Origin of the sequence: Mediterraneibacter glycyrrhizinilyticus (assembly GCF_015560805.1) — a bacterium.
GTDB lineage: Bacteria > Bacillota > Clostridia > Lachnospirales > Lachnospiraceae > Schaedlerella > Schaedlerella glycyrrhizinilytica_A.
Map to the genome: position 1 here is coordinate 99486 of NZ_JADMSO010000003.1, position 21012 is coordinate 120497.

The 21012-nt window shown below is 47.3% G+C and carries 16 protein-coding genes; 14 read left to right on the forward strand and 2 right to left on the reverse strand.

From position 1 onward, the window contains the following. Positions 1-13 precede the first annotated feature (13 nt). From I2H87_RS04095 to I2H87_RS04115, 5 genes are all read left to right on the forward strand, one after another. The gene (locus tag I2H87_RS04095) at positions 14-1630 is read left to right on the forward strand and encodes an MBL fold metallo-hydrolase RNA specificity domain-containing protein (protein WP_009268367.1); all 1617 of its coding nucleotides are present in this window, start codon (positions 14-16) and stop codon (positions 1628-1630) included. Between the two features lie 158 nt (positions 1631-1788). Further along, positions 1789-3315, forward strand: a complete 1527-nt coding sequence (locus I2H87_RS04100) for a sodium/proline symporter (RefSeq protein WP_009268366.1) — start codon at positions 1789-1791, stop codon at positions 3313-3315. A gap of 126 nt (positions 3316-3441) precedes the next feature. Beyond that, positions 3442-4224, forward strand: a complete 783-nt coding sequence (gene sigG, locus I2H87_RS04105) for an RNA polymerase sporulation sigma factor SigG (RefSeq protein ID WP_009268365.1) — start codon at positions 3442-3444, stop codon at positions 4222-4224. A gap of 148 nt (positions 4225-4372) precedes the next feature. Then, positions 4373-5035 (forward strand): HAD family hydrolase, encoded by a 663-nt coding sequence (locus tag I2H87_RS04110; protein WP_009268364.1) that lies wholly within the window; start codon positions 4373-4375, stop codon positions 5033-5035. Positions 5036-5113: 78 nt separating this feature from the next. Beyond that, entirely contained in the window at positions 5114-5377 is a 264-nt protein-coding gene (locus tag I2H87_RS04115; protein WP_009268363.1) for a hypothetical protein, read from the forward strand. 133 nt (positions 5378-5510) lie between these two features. Here I2H87_RS04115 and I2H87_RS04120 read toward each other — a convergent pair whose 3' ends face one another. Next, on the reverse strand, positions 5511-5945 hold the full coding sequence (locus I2H87_RS04120) for an FMN-binding protein (protein ID WP_009268362.1): 435 nt from the start codon (positions 5943-5945) through the stop codon (positions 5511-5513). 173 nt (positions 5946-6118) lie between these two features. Here I2H87_RS04120 and pth point away from each other — a divergent pair, with 173 nt between their 5' ends. From pth to I2H87_RS04150, 6 genes are all read left to right on the forward strand, one after another. After that, positions 6119-6697, forward strand: coding sequence for an aminoacyl-tRNA hydrolase (gene pth, locus I2H87_RS04125; protein WP_044955074.1), 579 nt, complete (start codon positions 6119-6121; stop codon positions 6695-6697). A 38-nt stretch (positions 6698-6735) separates the two neighbouring features. Then, positions 6736-10089, forward strand: coding sequence for a transcription-repair coupling factor (mfd, locus tag I2H87_RS04130; RefSeq protein ID WP_117549290.1), 3354 nt, complete (start codon positions 6736-6738; stop codon positions 10087-10089). Positions 10090-10196: 107 nt separating this feature from the next. Then, a complete protein-coding gene (locus tag I2H87_RS04135) occupies positions 10197-11261 on the forward strand; it encodes a peptidylprolyl isomerase (protein ID WP_009268358.1) in 1065 nt (354 codons plus the stop codon). Positions 11262-11617: 356 nt separating this feature from the next. Continuing rightward, positions 11618-12604 (forward strand): dTDP-4-dehydrorhamnose reductase, encoded by a 987-nt coding sequence (gene rfbD, locus I2H87_RS04140; RefSeq protein WP_330611476.1) that lies wholly within the window; start codon positions 11618-11620, stop codon positions 12602-12604. A 23-nt stretch (positions 12605-12627) separates the two neighbouring features. Beyond that, positions 12628-13917 (forward strand): dicarboxylate/amino acid:cation symporter, encoded by a 1290-nt coding sequence (locus I2H87_RS04145; RefSeq protein WP_022150911.1) that lies wholly within the window; start codon positions 12628-12630, stop codon positions 13915-13917. 3 nt (positions 13918-13920) lie between these two features. Further along, on the forward strand, positions 13921-14997 hold the full coding sequence (locus I2H87_RS04150) for a protein kinase family protein (protein ID WP_195609401.1): 1077 nt from the start codon (positions 13921-13923) through the stop codon (positions 14995-14997). A 68-nt stretch (positions 14998-15065) separates the two neighbouring features. Here I2H87_RS04150 and I2H87_RS04155 read toward each other — a convergent pair whose 3' ends face one another. Further along, on the reverse strand, positions 15066-16700 hold the full coding sequence (locus I2H87_RS04155; protein ID WP_009268354.1) for an ABC-F family ATP-binding cassette domain-containing protein: 1635 nt from the start codon (positions 16698-16700) through the stop codon (positions 15066-15068). A gap of 176 nt (positions 16701-16876) precedes the next feature. On the opposite strand from I2H87_RS04155, the gene I2H87_RS04160 reads away from it, so the two are divergent. From I2H87_RS04160 to I2H87_RS04170, 3 genes are all read left to right on the forward strand, one after another. Continuing rightward, positions 16877-17734 carry a patatin-like phospholipase family protein gene (locus I2H87_RS04160; protein WP_009268353.1) on the forward strand — a complete coding sequence of 286 codons (858 nt, stop codon included), beginning with the start codon at positions 16877-16879 and terminating at the stop codon, positions 17732-17734. A 19-nt stretch (positions 17735-17753) separates the two neighbouring features. Continuing rightward, entirely contained in the window at positions 17754-19880 is a 2127-nt protein-coding gene (ppk1, locus tag I2H87_RS04165; protein ID WP_009268352.1) for a polyphosphate kinase 1, read from the forward strand. Positions 19881-19947: 67 nt separating this feature from the next. Then, complete coding sequence (locus tag I2H87_RS04170) at positions 19948-20997, forward strand: aldose epimerase family protein (protein WP_009268351.1); 1050 nt, start codon at positions 19948-19950, stop codon at positions 20995-20997. Positions 20998-21012: the final 15 nt, after the last annotated feature.

Sequence of the window (21012 nt, forward strand, 5' to 3'; positions counted from 1 at the left end):
GTTGGTGAAGAGTATGAAATTGACATTTGTTGGGGCTGCGCACGAAGTGACAGGAAGCTGCCATCTTCTCCAGGCTGCAGGGAAAAACATCCTGATCGATTGCGGGATGGAGCAGGGACCGGATCTGTATGAGAATTTTGGACTCCCGATCCCGGGAAATGAAGTAGATTATGTACTTTTGACACATGCACATATCGATCACTCCGGTATGCTTCCGAAGTTGGTGAAGAACGGATTTAAAGGAGAGATCGTAACCACATTTGCGACGGCGGATCTGTGTAATATCATGCTTCGCGACAGTGCGCACATTCAGGAGTTTGAGGCGGAATGGCGCAACAGGAAAGGCAGGCGTGCCGGACAGCCGGAATTTGAACCGGTGTATGTGATGCAGGACGCTCTTGATGCGATCGAATTATTTGCGCCTTGTGATTACGGGGTGAGGATTCAGCTCTGTGAGGGAATCGACATCCGTTTTACAGATATCGGTCATCTGCTTGGATCTGCCAGCATTGAAGTATGGATCACAGAAGATGAGATCAGTAAGAAGATCGTCTTTTCCGGCGATGTGGGAAATATACAGCAGCCGATCATCAAAGACCCGAAGACAACGGAGTCTGCGGATTATGTTGTGATCGAGTCTACATACGGAAACCGTTACCATGATATGGAACAGCGACCGGATTACGTCGGCGAATTTACACGGATTCTGAGAGAGACCTTTGATAAAGGCGGAAATGTAGTGATTCCGTCATTTGCGGTGGGACGTACCCAGGAATTGTTATACTTTATCCGGGAGATCAAGGAAAAAGGACTTTTAAAAGAGTATCAGGATTTTGAAGTATATCTGGACAGCCCGCTTGCAATTGAAGCGACACGGGTCTTTACAAAAAATATGCAGGGATGCTTTGACGAGGAAGCGCTTCAGCTTGTCAATTCCGGGGTGAATCCGCTGATCTTTCCGGGATTGAAAATATCGACTACAAGCGACGACTCGAAGATGATCAATTTTATCGAGAAACCAAAAGTCATCATCTCAGCTTCCGGGATGTGTGATGCAGGACGGATCCGGCATCATTTGAAACACAATCTCTGGAGAGCGGAATGTACGGTTCTCTTTGTCGGATATCAGGCAGTGGGAACATTGGGACGGAGACTTTTGGAGGGCGAGAAGAACGTCAGACTGTTCGGTGAGCCGATCGAAGTACATGCCAGGATCGAGAGTCTTCACGGTATCAGCGGACATGCGGACAAGAACGGACTTTTAAATTGGCTGAAAGGTTTCCGGACGCCGCTCTCCCATGTGTTTGTCGTGCATGGTGAAGACACGGTGACGGAAGAATTTGCAGCATCGGTGGAAGCGGAGATCGGATGTCCGGCATTTGCACCATTCCCGGACGGATGTGTGGATCTGGCGGCAAATGAGATCATATCCGAGGGAACGCGTATACCGATCAAGGAGAAGAAACCTGCACAGAAGAAAGCAGATGCTGCATTTGAGCGCCTGCTGGCGGCAGGAAAACGTCTGTTGGATGTTATTTACAGAAATCAGGGACTTGCGAATAAGGATAAGGCAAAATTTGAATCTCAGGTGAACAATCTTGCGGATCGATGGGATCGATTTGACGGATGACAGATCAGTTCTCATCGCCATAAGGAAAGAGGACGGGTTCAGACAGAGTGTTTTCGGCTCTGTCTGAACCCGTCTGGATTGCCGGCACTTGTAGCGGAACATCATTGGCGGACGCCTGCTGGAAAGACAAAAGAATAAGAGAAAAGTGAGGAATACGAATGGATGGAACGACATGGGGGATCTTTGCGATCATCATCATTTATCTGTTGGGGATGGTCGCAGTAGGTCTCTATTATATGAAAAAAAACAGCTCAACGGGGGATTATTATCTTGGAGGACGTAAGCTGGGACCGATCGTAACGGCGATGAGTGCGGAGGCGTCGGATATGAGCAGCTGGCTTTTGATGGGACTTCCGGGAGTTGCATATTTAACCGGAGTAGCAGACGCGGCATGGACGGCGATCGGTCTGGCGATCGGAACTTACTTAAACTGGCTGATCGTGGCAAAAAGACTGCGTCGGTATACTGTGGTAGCAGGAAATTCGATCACGATACCGGAGTTTTTTTCCAACCGTTATCACGATAAGAGCCGGATCCTGGTTGCGGTTTCGGCGATTTTTATCGTGATCTTCTTTATCCCGTATACGGCGTCCGGATTCGCGGCCTGCGGAAAACTCTTCTCCACATTGTTTGGCGTCTCTTACGTTCCGGCGATGATCGTCAGTGCGATCGTGATCGTGGCTTATACGGCGCTGGGCGGATTTTCCGCGGCGAGCACGACAGATCTGATCCAGAGTATCGTGATGTCGTTTGCTTTGATCTGTGTGGTGCTTTTCGGTGTAAAAACGGCGGGCGGAACCGATGTGATCCTCTCTCAGGCTGGGGAACTTCCGGGGTATCTGTCGATGACGCAGACCTATATGAACGGCGAAGCGACAGAGTATGGCGCGATCAAGATTGCGTCTATGCTTGCATGGGGGCTTGGTTATTTTGGAATGCCGCATATTTTGCTTCGGTTTATGGCGATCGAAGATGAGAAGAAGATCAAGATTTCCAGACGGATCGCGACAGTATGGGTTGTGATCTCTATGAGTGTGGCGATCTTCATCGGAATTGTCGGAAATAATTTGTCTCGAAACGGTGCGCTTCAGGTATTGGAGGGATCCGATTCTGAAAAGTTGATCATTACGCTCGGAACATTGATGAGTAAAAGCGGATTCCTTGGAATTTTAGTTGCGGGACTGATCATGTCCGGAATACTGGCGTGCACGATGTCAACGGCAGATTCCCAGCTTCTGGCTGCATCCTCCAGTATTTCCGAGGATTTGCTAAAGAAAGTATTTCATTTGGAGATCAAAGAAAAGACTTCTTTGCTGGCGGCAAGAGCGACGGTGCTTGTGATTTCGATCCTCGGTGTATTTATGGCGATGGATCCGGAAAGCTCGGTGTTTGGGATCGTATCCTTTGCATGGGCAGGATTCGGCGCAGTATTCGGACCGGTTATGCTTCTGGCGCTGTTCTGGAAACGTTCCAATCGAAATGGGGCGATCGTGAGCATGATCTCCGGAGGTGTGATGATCTTTGTGTGGAAATACCTTGTACGTCCGATGGGAGGCGCCTGGGATATTTATGAACTGCTTCCAGCATTTTTAGTGGCGATCGTGCTGAATGTAGTCGTAAGTCTTTTGACGGCTCCGCCGCAGCAGGAAATTTTGGACGAGTTTGAAAAAGCTGCCCGCGGATAATGCGGACAGATAAAATCAGTGTCAAGGAGTAAAACTTTTTTTATTTTGGCACGGACAGAATAACAGAATGTGATAGTGAGAAGAATTCTACTAGATGGAAATTCATCTGGCAGGAGGATTTGAGCTATGGCATTGAACAAAGTAGAAATATGTGGGGTAAATACGGCAAAGCTTCCGCTCTTGAAAGAAGAAGAGAAGGAAGCTTTGTTTGCGCGTATCAAAGAGGGAAGCGAGGAAGCGCGGGAGGAATATATCAAAGGGAATCTGAGGCTTGTGCTAAGCGTGATCAAGCGATTTTCCGGGGGAAATGAAAATGCCGACGATCTGTTCCAGATCGGTTGTGTGGGGCTTATGAAAGCTGTGGATAATTTTGATCCGGGAAGAGAGGTAAAATTCTCCACTTATGCGGTGCCGATGATCATCGGTGAGATCCGCCGATATTTAAGGGATAATAATTCGATCCGGGTCAGCCGTTCTCTTCGGGATACCGCCTATAAAGCGATTTATGCGAAAGAGGGGTATATGAAGAAACATATGAAAGAACCTACGGTGCAGGAGATCGCGGAGGAGATCGGCATCTCGAAAGAAGATATCGTCTATGCGCTGGATGCGATCCAGGCGCCGGTCAGTCTTTATGAACCGGTGTACAGCGACGGCGGCGACACGCTGTATGTGATGGATCAGGTCAGCGATAAGAAAAGCAGGGAGGAGAACTGGATCGAAGAACTTTCTCTGGAAGCTGCAATGGAACGGCTGAATGAGCGGGAAAGGTATATTATCCGTCTTCGTTTCTTTGAGGGAAAGACACAGATGGAAGTGGCGAGGGAAATCCGGATCTCACAGGCGCAGGTCAGCAGACTGGAAAAAAATGCGCTCAAAACAATGCGCCGCTATCTGCTTGGAAAATAATAACGTTTTTATATTGAAATTTCCATAAGGTCATACTATTATAGATTACAGGCGGGGCATGGAGCGGCAGGATCGGTTTTACGACAGTATGGTTTTGGGGCTTTTTGACTCTGACATCTTTTATTTTACAGGGAGGTAAAGGGAAGCGATGTATAAAGCTTGTATATTTGATCTGGATGGGACATTGACAGATACGCTGGATTCTCTGACCTTTTCGGTAAATGAATCACTTTGTGAGATGAAGCTTCCGAAGATCACAGAAGAACAGTGCAGGATGTTTGTCGGGAACGGCGCCCGGGTGCTGATGGAAAAAGCATTGACGGCAGCGGGAGCCGATCCCAAAGAACGGATCGAAGAGGCGATGGAAGTATACGGACGTATATTTGATGCCAACTGCACATATCATGTAATACCTTACGAGGGCATCCGGGAGATGCTCGATACATTGAAAGACGCCGGGGTGGAACTGGCAGTGCTTTCCAATAAACCGCATAAGCAGGCGGTTCATGTGGTGGAGACGATTTTTGGAAGCGGATATTTTCGGCAGATCCGGGGACAGCAGGAGGGGATACCGAGAAAACCGGATCCGACGGCGGTTCTTCAGATCACGGAAATCCTGCATGCGAAGCCGGAGGAAGTTCTGTATGTGGGAGATTCGGAAGTGGATGTCGCTACGGGCAATGCGGCAAATATGAAGACGGTCGGCGTGACCTGGGGATTTCGAAGCCGGGAAGCGCTGAGGGCTGCAGGAGCAGAACGGATTGCCGACAGACCGGAAGAGATCGCTGCAATGGCATGTGATCCGAGATGATTTTCGCATTGATGAACAAGGGACATTGTCCTTTACATTGACGCTGAAAAAAGACAAAGAATAAGGAGGTTAAGAAACATGAATGAGTACAGTGAAGAGTGTCTGTTGACTTTCTTAGAGAAACAGTCACAGTTATTTGACGAGCCGGTTGCGGAGACGCAGGAAGAGGCGGAAGCATTTTTGGAAGATTGTATGGCGGTTGTTGTCGATTCGCTTGGAGAAGTAAGAGAATATTTTGAAGAGAACGGCATCGATGTGGATTCCATGAGCGAGGAAGAACTGGAAGATGCTTCGGAAGTATTCGCGCTGCCGAACGGACAGTATCTGATCGTAGAGGGATAACGTATATCCGGCAGATAATTCCGGACAGTCATATTGCAGTACGGAAGTTCTTCGGAACGTTTCGTATCGGTGTACAAAGGGCGATTATCCCTCGTACGCGGATGTGAGAGCGAGCAATAAGAAAAGCCGCGGCCTATTGAGCTGCGGCTTTTTCTACGGCTTCGGTGATAGCGTTTAAGATCACCTGAGAAGTATAAGGTGTTTCATCCGAGAGCGCAATATGATCAAGGGACTGCGAGTCATAGATCTGATCCGCGATCTCTTCTAAAGCGGGCTGGACGAGCGGAAACATCGTCGTAACTGTTTCATCCAGATTGGAGAAGCGGATGGAATTGATGCGGGATTCGTCCACGGTGACTTCTACTTCCAGATTGGTGTTGTTGAGAGTCATTGTAGAAGTGTAGATGCCGGGTGTGTATTTTTCCCTGTCTGCGGATTTTGCATCTCCGCGCCCCGGACGGAACATAAAAAGAAGCAAAAGGATCAACAGGATGCCGAGCGCGGCGAAAATCGTAGTATATATGATTTCTTTCATGTGCAGAACGACAATTTTTGTTTTGGAACCCATAAAGAGACCTCCCGATGTGTTTTTTATCATTCTATGATGCAGAACCGGAAAATATACCGGAAGAAGATTTTCGTGACAAAACAGAGGGATTCCTGTACAATGGAAACGTATTGCTATATGAAAATGATCAGAAAAACTGTCATGAAAACGACAGATCAAATGAGGTGAAGAATTTGTTTATTATTGTTGGTTTGGGCAATCCGGGAAAGGAATATGAGGGTACACGCCATAATGTTGGATTTGAAGTGATAGACCGGATCGCAGAAAAATATAATATTGCTGTGGATGGAAAAAAACACCGCGCTCTGATCGGAAAAGGGATGATCGGCGGTCAAAAAGTGATCCTTGCAAAACCGCAGACGTACATGAATCTGAGCGGGGAGAGTGTGCGAAGTCTTTTGGATTATTATAAGGTGGACGAGACTGAAGAATTGCTTGTGATCTATGATGATATCAGTATGGAAAACGGGCAGATCCGGATCCGTGCAAAAGGAAGCGCAGGCGGACATAACGGGATCAAAAATATCATTGCGCATCTGAACGGACAGGTTTTCCCGCGGATCAAAGTCGGCGTAGGGGAAAAGCCGCCGCGTTATGATCTGGCGGATTATGTGCTCGGCCATTTTTCAAAAGCGGAGCAGGAATTGATGGAAGAGGGATATGACCATGCGCTCCACGCCGCAGAACAGATCATAGACGGTGAGATCACAGCGGCGATGAACGAATATAACCGGAAAAAGAAAGAAGTATAAAAAAGAAAGAGAACAGACAAAAAGGAAGTAGGAAGATCGTGAAAGCATTGACAGTACCGCTTACCGAACTGGCGGATTATCAGGAAATGATTCGGATAAGAACAAAAGAATATGGGGTATTGCAGATCACGGGATGTGTGAATTCGCAGAAAACACATCTGATGTATGCGCTTGGTCAGGAAATCCGCTTTCGGCTGGGGATCTATTCTTCCGATGAAAAAGCAAAGCAGGCGTATGAGGAGCATCGTTTTCTGGAGGAAAACACTTATTACTATCCGGCGAAAGATCTGCTGTTTTATCATGCGGACATCAAGGGCAAATATCTGCTCAGTCAGCGGATGGAGGTTGTGCGCGCGCTGATGGAGCTGGAAGAGGGACGGGAGATCACCGTTCTGACAACTGCGGATGCACTGCTGGACGGACTTCCGCCGATGAAAAAACTGGCAAAGTACAAAGTACAGATTGCTGTCGGTGACACACTGGATTTTACAGAACTGCAGGAAGAGCTTGTGTCTATGGGGTACGAGCGGGAAGCGGAAATTGCGGGACCCGGGCAGTTTGCTGTGCGGGGCGGGATTCTCGATCTTTATCCGCTGACGGAGGAATTTCCGATCCGTGTGGAACTCTGGGGAGATGAGGTAGATTCGATCCGCAGTTTCGATGTGGAGAGTCAAAGGTCTATTGAGAATCTGCAGTCCGCCGTGATCTATCCGGCGGCGGAACTGGAATTGGAACAGGGAGAACATGCATCGTTTCTCGATTATTTTCCGAAAGAAGAAACACTGGTGTTTCTGGATGAGCCGATCCGGCTTTTAGAGCGGATGGATGAGGCGGAAGAAGAGTACCGGGAAAGCCTGAAGAACCGTGAAGCGATGGAGATGGAGGCGGAGACCGCGGCGCTTTCGCAGGTTTTTTCCGTGGAAGAAGTGACGGCGAAGATCAATCAGAGGTATGGAATCGCATTTACGATGCTGGAATCCAAATGCGGGAACTTTCATCTGCGGAAAACGTATTCGATCCAGACGAAAAGCGTCAACCCGTATAATAACAGCTTCGAGATGCTTACGAGAGATCTGAAGCGTCTGAAACGAAGCGGCTACCGGGTTGTACTGCTCTCCGGATCGAGGACACGGGCGAAGCGCCTTGCGGAAGATCTGCGGGATTATGATCTGAGCAGCTTTTACAGTGAAGATGCCGACCGGGAAGTTCAGGACGGGGAGATCCTCGTCAGTTACGGGCATGTGACAGAGGGGTACGAATACCCGATGCTGAAATTCATGGTCATTTCGGAGACAGATATTTTCGGTCGGAAAAAAAGAAAGAAAAAGCGGCATAAAACATACAGCGGACAGAAAATACAGGATTTCAGCGAATTAAAAGTCGGAGATTATGTAGTCCATGAAAATCATGGTCTCGGTATTTATGAGGGTATCGAAAAGATCCAGGTCGACAAAGTGACAAAAGACTATATGAAGATCAGCTATGCCGGAGGCGGCGCGCTTTACATTCTGGCGACACAGCTGGATCTGATCCAGAAATATGCGGGAAGCGATGCGAAAAAGCCAAAACTCAACAAGCTTGGCACGAGCCAGTGGACGAAGACGAAAAGTCAGGTGAAGCATGCGGTCAAGCTGGTCGCAAAAGATCTTGTGGAACTGTATGCGGCAAGGCAGGAAGCAGACGGATATATGTATGAGCCGGATACGGTATGGCAGAAAGAATTTGAGGAAATGTTTCCGTTTGAGGAGACGGAGGATCAATTACAGGCGATCGAAGATACAAAGCGTGATATGGAAAGCCATAAGATCATGGACCGGCTTGTATGCGGAGACGTCGGATACGGAAAGACGGAGATCGCGATCCGCGCGGCGTTTAAGGCGGTGCAGGAGGGAAAACAAGTTGTCTACCTTGTACCGACGACGATTTTGGCACAGCAGCATTACAATACGTTTGTGCAGCGGATGAAAGATTTTCCGGTTCGGGTCGATCTGCTGTGCCGGTTCAAGACGTCGGCAGAGCAGAAAAAGACAGTGGAAGATCTGAAAAAGGGGCTGGTCGATGTTGTGATCGGAACCCATCGCGTGTTGTCCAAAGATGTGGAATATAAAGATCTGGGACTTCTGATCATAGATGAAGAGCAGCGTTTCGGTGTCGCTCATAAAGAAAAGATCAAAAAACTCAAAGAGAATGTAGATGTGCTGACCCTTACTGCGACGCCGATCCCGCGGACCCTGCATATGAGCCTGATCGGGATCCGGGATATGAGTGTATTGGAGGAAGCGCCGATCGACCGTATGCCGATCCAGACGTATGTGATGGAATACAATGAGGAAATGGTGCGTGAGGCGATCGAGCGTGAACTTTCCAGAGACGGTCAGGTGTATTATGTGTACAACCGGGTCAACGACATTGCGGATGTGGCAGGCAGGGTACAGCAGCTTGTACCGGATGCGGTCGTCTCCTATGCGCATGGGCAGATGAACGAGCGTCAGCTGGAAAATATCATGTGTGATTTTATCAACGGAGATATTGACGTACTGGTATCGACGACGATCATAGAGACGGGGCTTGATATTTCCAATGCAAATACGATGATCATCCACGATGCGGATCGGATGGGGCTTTCCCAGTTGTATCAGCTTCGCGGGCGGGTAGGGCGCTCCAACCGGATGGCGTACGCGTTTTTATTGTACCGCAAAGATAAGCTGTTAAAAGAAGTGGCGGAAAAACGGCTGGCAGCGATCCGGGAATTTACCGATCTCGGTTCGGGGATCAAGATCGCAATGCGGGATCTGGAGATACGCGGCGCGGGAAATCTGCTTGGTGCGGAACAGCACGGTCATATGGAGGCTGTCGGATATGATCTGTACTGTAAGATGCTCGGGGAAGCGGTGCGTCAGGAAAAAGGCGAACTGGATGAGGATATTTTCACGACGACAATGGATTTGAATCTGGATGCGTATATCCCGGACAGTTATATTCCGAATGAATATCAGAAACTGGATATTTACAAGCGGATCGCCGGAATTGAGAATGAAGAAGAGATGGACGATATGCTGGAAGAGCTGATCGACCGTTTCGGAGACATTCCGCGGAAAGTACAGCAGCTCTTGAATATTGCGGGATTAAAAGCGCTGGCGCATTCTGCATATGTGACGTCGGTGGAACAGAAAGAGAATACGTTCCGGATCCAGATGTATGAGAAAGCCAAGGTGAAGCCGGAGAAGATTCCGGGGCTGATCGAGGCATATCGCGGTTCCCTGGTCTTTAAGATGGAAAATCCGCCATATTTCCTTTATGAGAAAAAATACCGGAATAAAAAAGAAAAGGATGAGGATATTCTGGAACTTGTGAAAAAGCTATTAAATGATATAAAAAGCTTGTTAGAATAAGTGAAACGTCTTATAATGTTAAATTAACAAGGCGCTGATTTTTTGATACAGCGGGAAAAGAAAGGAGAGACGAAGCGGGGGAGGAAAACGCTTCGTACAAAAGAGTTATGAAACAGTCGGTAAAACGGATGGCAGTTTTGATAGCGGCGGGAGCATTGGCACTGACTTCGCTGACAGGCTGTACATCTTTTGATAATGATGATGCAGTTGCAACAGTCGGAAAGGAAGAGATCCCGGCAGGGGTTGCCAACTTTTATGCGAGAATGCAGCAGGCGCAGTATGAGACTTATTACGCGCCGATGATGGGCACAACGGGAGAGGCGCTCTGGCAGCAGGAGATGGAAGAGGGAAAGACGTATGAAGAAAGCACAAAGGAAACACTTCTTCTGAATCTGGAAAATCTGTATCTGATCAGACAGCATGCGGAGGAATACGAAGTTGCCTTGACGGAAGAGGATACAAAAGCGATCGAGGAAGTTGCAAAAAAATTCGACGAAGACAATGCTTTGGAAGAGAAAGAAGCCGTGTCCGGATATAAGAAATATATCGAAGAATATCTGGAACTTGTTACGATCCAGAGCCGGATGGATCCAAAGATGAAAGAGGGCGTGAACGAGGATGTGTCGGATGAAGAAGCCGCACAGAAAAGTATGAAATATGTCTATTTCCCGTACAGCACGACAGATGCGGACGGAAATACAAAAGATCTGACCGAGGATGAGAAAAAAGAATTAAAAAAGACGGCGCAGACATTTGCGGATACATTAAAAGCAAGTGAGACAAAAGATATCGATGCACTGGCTCAAAAGAGCGGGTATGAAGTAAAAACAACGACGTTTGACAGTGAATCCACAGCGCCGAACGCAGACCTTGTCAAAGCATTGGATGCACTGACAACGGAGGGCGACGTGACCGATGTGATCGAGTCTGACTACGGAATCTATGTCGGAAAACTGACGAGTCTTCTGGATCGGGAAGCAACGGATACGGAGAAAACGAATATCGTTGCGCAGAGAAAACAGGAACAGTATGATTCGCTTCTTGCAGATTGGAGAAAAGAGACGGAGATCACGGAAAACAAGAAAGTATGGAATAAGATCGATTTTGAGAAACAGGGCGTAACGGCAAAGCAGAGTGACGATCAGTATGACGATGCCGCGGATGCAGAGTAGAAAATCAGAATAGAGTCGATGTACAAGGGGAAACACGCCTCAAACCGCGTAATTTCGGTGATTTTCAGCGTTATCCTCAATCAGCGTACGTCCAGTACGCTTCAATCGTCTGCCTTGAAAATCACCGAATTATCTGCGGTTGAGGTCGGTGAGTCGAGAAGAGACAAATCTAAGCCTCTTTTAGGCACTTGAACGACGCGTACAGAGACGTACGCGGAGTGAAAGTAACAACAAAGAGGCTTAGATTTGCTCTTCATCGACCGTTTTGCCCCTTGTACACCGACGCTATGGATAGAACAAGTACAGAACGAGTGTTTGCAAGCTCGTTCTGTACTTTTATTTTGGGTTCTGCTATAATGGCAGAGAGAATGGCGGAGACTATATCAGAGGCTGTAACAGAGATTATGGCGGCAGAGAGAAAACGTGCAGTAGGATGTAAAAATGCGGCAGTATACAAATGTGCAGGAGGAATGAAAATGAGTTATGATTACGGAAAGATATGGGTGGCGGGAGCAAACGGCCGTGTGGGACGTATGATCCGGAATATGTTGGATATGCGGGATGTGGAACTGTTTGAGACAGATAAAGAAGATCTGGATATTACGTCGGCGGAGGAGGTGACGTTGTTCGGACTTCGTAACCGTCCGAATACGATCATCAACTGTGCCGGACTGACGGATACAGAACTCTGTGAACGGAACGTGGAAGAAGCTTATAAGGTTAATGCGCTTGGTGCAAGAAATCTGAGCGCCGTAGCGAGGAAATTGGATGCGAGGATCATCCAGTTATCGACGGATGATGTGTTCAGTTCTTCCGAAGACCGGAAATTTCATGAATTTGACACGCCAAAACCGGTGACAGTATATGGAAAGTCAAAATTAGCCGGTGAGAATTTTGTGAAAGAACTGGCGCCGAAGCATTTGATCATTCGCAGTTCATGGGTATATGGAAAAGGCGGAGCAAATTTTGTCAATATGATCATAGAGAAAGCGAAAAAAGGGGAACAGATCCAAGTGCCGGATGATGAGTTTGCGCTTCCGACAAGTGCGGCGGAACTTTCCAAAGTGATCATCCGTCTGATCCAAAAAGAGCAGGAGGGAATTTACCATGCAGTCTGCGGCGGAGTACGGTGCAGCCGCTATGAACTCGCAAAAGAGATCGTACGTTTGCTTGGAAAGGACGAATCACTTTTGATTCCGGCGGCTTTGCGGGAACTGGATTCGAAATTACAGGGACCGGATTATACGGTTTTGGATAATATGATGCTTCGGATGTGTGAAATAGAAGAGCCGAAAGACTGGAAAGAAGCGCTTGCGGATTATATAAAAGATCAGGAACGGTAAAGAGAAAAAAGAAAGGAAATGAGATGGAGAAAAAACAGGAGAAAAAGAAACTTGGGTTGACAACGTTGATTTTTATCAGTCTTCTTCTGGGAGCCGGATTCGGAATCATTCTGCATTACTGGATACCGGAGGGATATGTGCGTGATACGGTGATCATCAACGGCGTATTTTATGTGGTAGGAAACGGATTTTTGCGTGCGATGCAGATGCTTGTCGTACCGCTTGTATTTTGTTCGATCGTCTGCGGAAGTATGTCAATCGGAGATACAAAAACACTCGGAAAAGTGGGTGTGAAAGCGATGGGATTTTATCTGGTGACGACAGCGCTTGCGATCACGCTTGCTTTAAGCGTGGCAAATCTGATCGATCCGGGTGTGGGAATGGATGTCAGCAGTTTAGAGACGGCGGAGGTAGCAGAGGCGGCGGAGAATATAAGTTTTGCGGATACATTACTGAATATTATCCCGAAAAACCCGATTCAGGGACTGGCAGAGGGAAATATGCTGCAGATCATCTTTTTCGCGATCTTCGTCGGGATATTGCTTGCAAAGCGCGGAGAGAGAAGCGCGGCGGTCGCTCAGTTTTTCTCACAGTTTAACGATCTGATGATGGATATGACGATGGCTGTGATGAAAGCGGCTCCGATCGGAGTATTCTGCCTGATCGCAAAGACATTTGCAGGGATTGGTTTCGATGCATTTCTTCCGATGCTGAAATATATGGCGGCAGTTTTCTTAGCATTGATGCTTCAGGGATTTGGAGTATACCAGATTTTATTGAAGTTGCTGACGGGACTGAATCCGATCAAGTTTATCAAGAAATTCTTCCCGGTCATGGCATTTGCATTTTCTACGGCGACCTCAAATGCGACGATCCCGTTGTCGATCGAGACGCTGGACAAAAAGATGGGAGTGTCAAAGCGGATCTCTTCCTTTACAATTCCGCTTGGTGCTACGATCAATATGGATGGAACTGCGATCATGCAGGGCGTAGCGGTTGTATTTGTATCCCAGGCATTCGGGATTCCTCTGACATTGACAGATTATCTGACCGTCATCGCAACGGCAACGATCGCTTCGATCGGAACCGCGGGCGTGCCGAGTGTCGGTCTGATCACATTGTCTATGGTATTTACTTCGGTGGGACTTCCGGTGGAGGGAATCGCGCTGATCATGGGTATCGACAGAATTTTGGATATGACGAGGACGGCGGTGAATATTACAGGCGATGCGGTATGTACGACAATTATTGCACATCAGAATAAAGAACTTCGCCGGGAAGTTTATGAGAGGATGGAGCAGAAAGGGGAGTAAAGGATGCTGCTGTTATTGAAAGATGCACCTGTATTGCAGATCCGGGATAACGGAGAATGCAGGATTTTGGATTTTGACAGGCTTCCCTTTGCACTGCGGAAGGAAAATGTTACGTTTGTTGAGTTTATGGAATGGGCATCCAACCGCACGTTATCGATCGGGCGAAGCTATGCAAAGGAGATTTTAAACACGATGCGTCTTCCCCAGAGTAATCGTTATGCGGTCTGTAAAGCCTGTCGGGGATTGAACTTGGAGGATGCGTATTGGATCTGTGACGAGGGTGATGAAAAGAATTGGGCGGAGGTTAATTTGTTTCAAAATCCACTGTCATTGTTTGTGACAGAAATTTCTTTATCGGGACGGACTATTTATCACCAGAACGTAGCAAGAGAACAGGGGAATATCCATACACCGGAGCTTACGACGCTGGGAACGAGTGCGAAAGGCTGGATCAGAAAAGAGGGGAGGATGTTTCTCCATAAAGTCGGAAAATATGAGATTCCGGCATCAGAGATTCTGACGGCGCTTCAGATCGATCATATTTCTTATGAAGTATCGAGAGAGGACGATATTTCATTGTATTTATCAAAAGAACGGAGTGAATGGATCGAAAGTGTCGGGGAGAAAATGGTCTGTTCAGAGCTTTTCACATCAGAAGAGACTTCGCTTGTTACATTCGAGGAATTTAAGATCTTTTGTGAGTTTTATGGATTGAATGCATATCAGGAAGCAAAAAAGATAGACAGGGAGTTCTATTTGAAGATGCAGATTGCAGACTATATTCTGAATAATAATGACAGGCATGAGCAGAATTGGGGATTTTTCATGGAAAATTCCAGTGGAAAGATCATAGGATATTGTCCGTTGTTCGACCATGATCATACATTTGGATCATATCAGAATGTGATGTCCCAGACAACGGAGGACTATCTTTCTTTATATGAAGCGGCAGTTATGGCACAGAGAGAACTTCACATGGACTTGTCCGTGTTAGAGAAAATGAAGAAACCTGAATTATTGAGTGACGGACAGTGGGCGGATGTATTAAAACGAAAAGAGCGGTTGGAGTCCGAAGGATAAGGAAATTATACAAAAAGGGGATTGCAATGATCAGCAATCCCCTTTGGCTCTTTAATAGAAATTAAAATTTAATCTTCATCATCTGTCTCGACGGTATATGTCTGGCGCTTTCTTGCCATCTCATCACTCTCGAGGTATTCGTCGTAAGTGGTGATCTTGTCGATCAGTTTGCCGCCCGGTACGATCTCCATAATACGGTTGGCAGTTGTCTGTACGATCTGGTGGTCACGGGAAGTAAACAGCAGTACACCCGGGAATTTGATCATTCCGTTGTTCAGCGCCGTGATCGATTCCATATCCAGGTGGTTGGTCGGCTCGTCAAAGAGCAGGACATTGGCGCCGGAGATCATCATCTTGGAGAGAAGACAACGTACTTTTTCTCCACCGGAAAGTACGGTCAGACGTTTCACTCCGTCTTCGCCGCCGAAGAGCATCCGACCGAGGAAACCGCGCACATAAGTGGCGTCTTTATTTTCGGAATACTGGGTCAGCCATTCGGTGATCGTATAGTCGTTGTCAAATTCTCCGCCGAAATCTTTCGGAAAATATGCCTGAGAAGTAGTGATGCCCCATTTGTAAGTTCCCTCGTCCGGTTCCATCTCACCGATCAGGATCTTGAACAGCACAGTTTTGGCAAGTTCGTTTCCGCCGACAAAAGCAACTTTATCATCATGGTTCAATGTAAAAGTGATGTTGTCGAGGATCTTTTCGCCGTCGATCGTCTTGGAAAGCCCCTCTACGGAAAGGACTTCGTTTCCGATCTCACGGTTCGGGCGGAAATCAATATATGGGTACTTCCGGCTGGACGGTTTGATCTCATCGAGCTGGATCTTTTCCAGCGCACGTTTTCTGGAAGTCGCCTGTTTGGACTTGGAAGCATTTGCGCTGAACCGGGAAATAAATTCCTGCAGCTCTTTGATCTTTTCTTCTTTCTTTTTGTTGGCTTCTTTCATCTGACGGATCAGAAGCTGACTGGATTCGTACCAGAAGTCGTAGTTTCCGGCATAGAGCTGGATCTTGCCATAGTCAATGTCTGCGATCTGCGTGCAGACTTTGTTCAGGAAGTAACGGTCATGGGATACAACGATGACCGTATTCTCAAAGTTGATCAAGAATTCTTCCAGCCATGCGATCGCGTCCAGATCCAAATGGTTGGTCGGCTCGTCTAAAAGCAGAATATCCGGATTACCGAACAATGCCTGTGCGAGCAGGACTTTGACCTTTTCCGCACCGGTCAAATCTTTTAAGTATTTGTAATGAAGATCGGTCGCGATACCAAGACCGTTCAACAGGTTGGCGGCATCGGATTCTGCGTTCCAGCCGTCCATAGCGGCAAATTCTGCTTCCAGTTCACTGGCGCGGATCCCGTCTTCATCGGTGAAATCTTCTTTTGCGTAAATAACTTCTTTTTCTTTCATGATCTCATAGAGACGGGCATTTCCCATGATGACAGTGTCCAGAACAAGGAACTCGTCATATTTGAAATGATCCTGCTGCAGGAAAGAAAGCCGTTCGCCCGGAGTGATGACGACTTCGCCGTTGGTTGGTTCTAACTGACCGGATAAGATTTTTAAAAATGTAGATTTTCCGGCGCCGTTGGCACCGATCAGACCGTAGCAGTTTCCTTCGGTAAACTTAATATTGACATCTTCAAACAGCGCCTTTTTTCCGACGCGCAGCGTGATGTTGTTTGCACTAATCATAGTCATTCTCCTTGTATTTTGTATTCAATCAAATCCATTTTGACTCTAACGATTATCTTACCATGAGTAGAGGGAAAATAGCAAGGAGTTGTTAAGTATTCGTAAAAATCTTGTTTTGGAGGTTTATGTATTGGGAAAAACAGTATATAATAGGACGAAGAAAGGTGGGACGAATAATGCAGAACGTAACAATGATATTAGAGGGCGGGGCTACAAGAGGAGTATTTACTTCCGGTGTTCTGGACTTTCTTATGGAAAAAGAATGGTATCCATCCCATGTGATCGGTGTCTCGGCAGGATCCTGCAATGCAGTGGATTATGTGTCGAAGCAGCCGGGACGTACGAGAGACTGTATGATCCCAACGGATAAGAATGGAAAATATATATACGGATTTCGGAAATTTGTAAAAGAAAAGAGCCTGATGAACATGGATCTGATCTTTGATGAATACCCAAATCGTATTTATCCGTTTGATTTTGATACATTTTTTGAATCCGAGATTACATGTGAAATTGTAACGACGAACTGTCAGAACGGGCAGGCGGAGTATATGCAGGAGCACAGAGACAGGGAACGTTTGATGCGGCTTTGCAGAGCTTCGAGCAGTATGCCGCTGATCACACCGATCGTCAATATTGACGGAGTACCGTATCTGGACGGCGGTCTGGCGGATTCGGTTCCGATCGAACATGCTCTTGAGATCGGTAATGAGAAGATCGTTGTGATATTGACACGCAACAAAGGATACCGGAAAAAGACGATGAGCCGCGGCATGGCGGAGGTGTACAGAAAGGCATACCGATCTTATCCAAGACTGGTTCAGGCGATCTTGACGCGGAGTTTTCAGTACAACCGGACGATGAACAAGATCGAACGGATGGAAAGGGAGGGGAAGATCTTCGTACTACGTCCGAAAGTAAAACCGGTGGCAAGACTGGAGCGGGATGCGGAGACACTGCAGAGATTTTATCAGCATGGATATGACTTGATGGAGCAGGATTTTGAACGTCTGCAGGCATATCTTGAAAAGTAGAAGAGGAGATTCCGGACAGATGAAAGAGAGAGACAATATAAAAAAAGAAGCGCTTCGCTATACACAGAACAGGGAGTTATCCTGGCTTCGTTTTGATCAGAGAGTGCTGGAAGAAGCGCAGGATCAGAGTGTGCCGCTTTTGGAGCGGATGAAATTTGTATCTATTTTTACAAGCAATCTGGATGAGTTCTTTATGATCCGCGTGGGAAGTCTGTACGATATGGCTGCGGTGGACAATAAGCAGACTGACAGCCGTTCCGGGATGACGCCGCGGGAGCAGCTGGATGCGATCTATGACGCGGTGGCGCCGCTTTATAAAGAACGGGATAAGACTTATGCGGAGATCAAGAAGCATCTGGCACAGTACGGAATCTGCGGAACGAGTTTTAAAGAACTGGAGACGCAGGAGAAAAAATATGTAAAAAAATATTTCAAAGAACAGATTTTTCCGCTGCTTTCTCCGCAGATCGTCGATGCGAACCATCCGTTTCCACATCTATTGAATAAGGAAATCTATGTGATCGCCACATTGAAGCAGGAGAACAGTACGGGAACTACGATCGGAATCGTTCCGGTACCGCAGTTTATCTCTGATATCGTGTATCTTCCGGGGCAGGACGTGCGCTATATCAGAATGGAAAAAGTGATCATGGAGTTTCTGGAACTGATTTTCAGTCAATATGAGGTATCTGACAAAAATTATATCTGCGTCACAAGGAACGCAGATGTTTCGCCGGAAGATGAAGCTTACGCGGATGAAGAGGATTTTCGTTTCATTATGCGCGAGACGCTGCATAAGAGACGGCGGTTGGCAGCAGTGCGTCTGGAAGTGGCAAATCCGCTGACAAAGGAGATGGAAAAATATCTCTGTGAGAAGCTGGGCATCGGTCAGAAATGTATTTTCCGCACAAAAATGCCGATGAAGCTGGATTTTATCTTTTCAGTGATCGATAAGATCCCGGCATCGATGAAGCGTCCGCTGATGGATGAACCGTTTACCCCGCAGCCGTCAGCTTCGGTGGCGGATGGCAGTGTGATGGCACAGGTGAAAAAACGTGATATTTTACTTTCGTATCCATATGAGAGTATGGAACCGTTTTTACAGTTGATCAAAGAGGCGTCGAAAGATCCGGATGTGATGACGATCAAGATCACGATCTACCGTCTGGCAAAAAAGAGCCGTCTTGTGGAATATCTCTGTGCCGCGGCGGAGAACGGAAAAGAAGTTACGGTGCTGATCGAACTGAGAGCGCGGTTTGATGAGCAGAACAATATCGACTGGTCCGAGCGGATGGAAGAAGCGGGATGTCGGGTGATCTATGGAATCGAGGGATATAAGGTTCACTCAAAAATCTGTCTGATTACATACCGCAGCAGAAATGAGATCCGTTACATTACGCAGATCGGGACCGGAAATTACAATGAAAAGACGGCGAAGATGTACACCGATTACTCATTGATGACCGGAGATCAGGGAATCGGAGAAGATGCGGTTATATTTTTCAAAAATATGGCGATCGGCAATCTGAACGGCGTTTATCAGAATCTGATCGTGTCTCCGACCAGCCTAAAGCAGAAAGTGTTAAAGCTGATGGACGAAGAGATCCGAAAAGGCAGTGCGGGCAGGATCATTATGAAAATGAATTCCGTGACCGATATGGATTTCATCCGGAAAGCGGCGGAGGCGTCGAGAGCCGGTGTGAAAGTAGACTTGATCGTCCGGGGAATCTGCTGCATCCTGCCGGGGATTCCGGGGGAGACCGAGAATCTGAAAGTTACAAGTATTGTGGGACGCTATCTGGAACATCCGCGGGTATTCGTTTTCGGAACGGGAGACGAACAGAAAGTGTATCTCGGATCTGCGGATATGATGACGAGAAATACGGAAAAACGTGTGGAAGTAGCGTGTCCGATTTATGATGCGGCGATCAAAAAACGGCTCGTCCGCTATTTGAATATCATGCTTGCAGACAATGTGAAAGCACGGAAGATGTTGCCGGACGGAACGTATCAGAAAAAGACGGGCGGGGAGCGCACGATCTGTGCCCAGGAATATTTTATGAAAGAGGCATTGGATGCAGAGCGTCCGGTGAGAACAAAGGAAAAGAAGAATCTGTTGTCCAGGGTACGGAGATGGTTCCGATAATCCAATGACAGATTAACAGCAGAGCGGACAGTTTGGGATCATGATCAGAAAACAGGAGGGAAAGACAATGAAAGCATTACAGATCCGTGACTTTGGCACGGTTAAAAACGAAGAGATGGGCAGATTGTTTATCATGGAAAATGAAGCCGGTACAAAGGCAGCCGTGACGGATTTCGGAGCGGCGCTCGTGAATCTTTTGGTAAAGGATAAAGACGGAATACTGACCGACGTGGTGCTTGGCTATGATGAGGCGGCAGACTATGAAGCCGGAACACAGTCGCTTGGAGCTACCGTCGGAAGAAATGCCAACCGGATCGGAGGAGCCGCGTTTGAGATCAACGGAACCCGGTATGAGTTAGATAAAAATGATAATGAAAAGAATAACCTGCACAGCGGAATGGATTTTTACAACCATCGTATGTGGGAAGCCGAAGAACAGGAGGACGGAAAAATCACATTTCTTCTGGAAAGTCCGGATGGGGATCAGGGCTATCCGGGAAATGTGGCTGTCCGTGTGACGTATGAACTGACGGAAGACAATGAACTTCGGATCACTTATGACGGAACGCCGGATCAGGATACGATCCTGAATCTGACGAACCACAGTTATTTCAATCTCAACGGACATGACAGCGGGGATGTGCTCGGACACACGGTTGTGTTGGATGCAGATTTTTATACGCGTGCGGACGCAGAGTCGATCCCAACCGGGGAACTGGTCGATGTGACAGGTACGCCGATGGACTTCCGCGCGGGAAAAACGATCGGGGAAGAGATCGGAGGAGACTATGAAGCGCTCCGTCTCGGAAACGGGTATGATCATAACTGGGTCTTGAAAAATGACAGAAAGTTTGCTAAAGTAGCACAGGCAGCGGGGGAGAAGAGCGGGATCGTGATGGAAGTATGGACCGATCTTCCGGGAATGCAGATGTATACGGCGAATTTCCTTGATAAGGAAGCCGGAAAAGACGGCGCGGTTTACGGATGCCGTTCTGCGGTATGTTTTGAAACACAGTATTTCCCGGACGCTGTACATCATGTGAATTTTGAAAGCCCGATCTGTAAAGCGGATACCTGTTACCATACAGTGACATCTTATCGCTTCCGGACGGCTTAAGTGAAAGAGAACGGA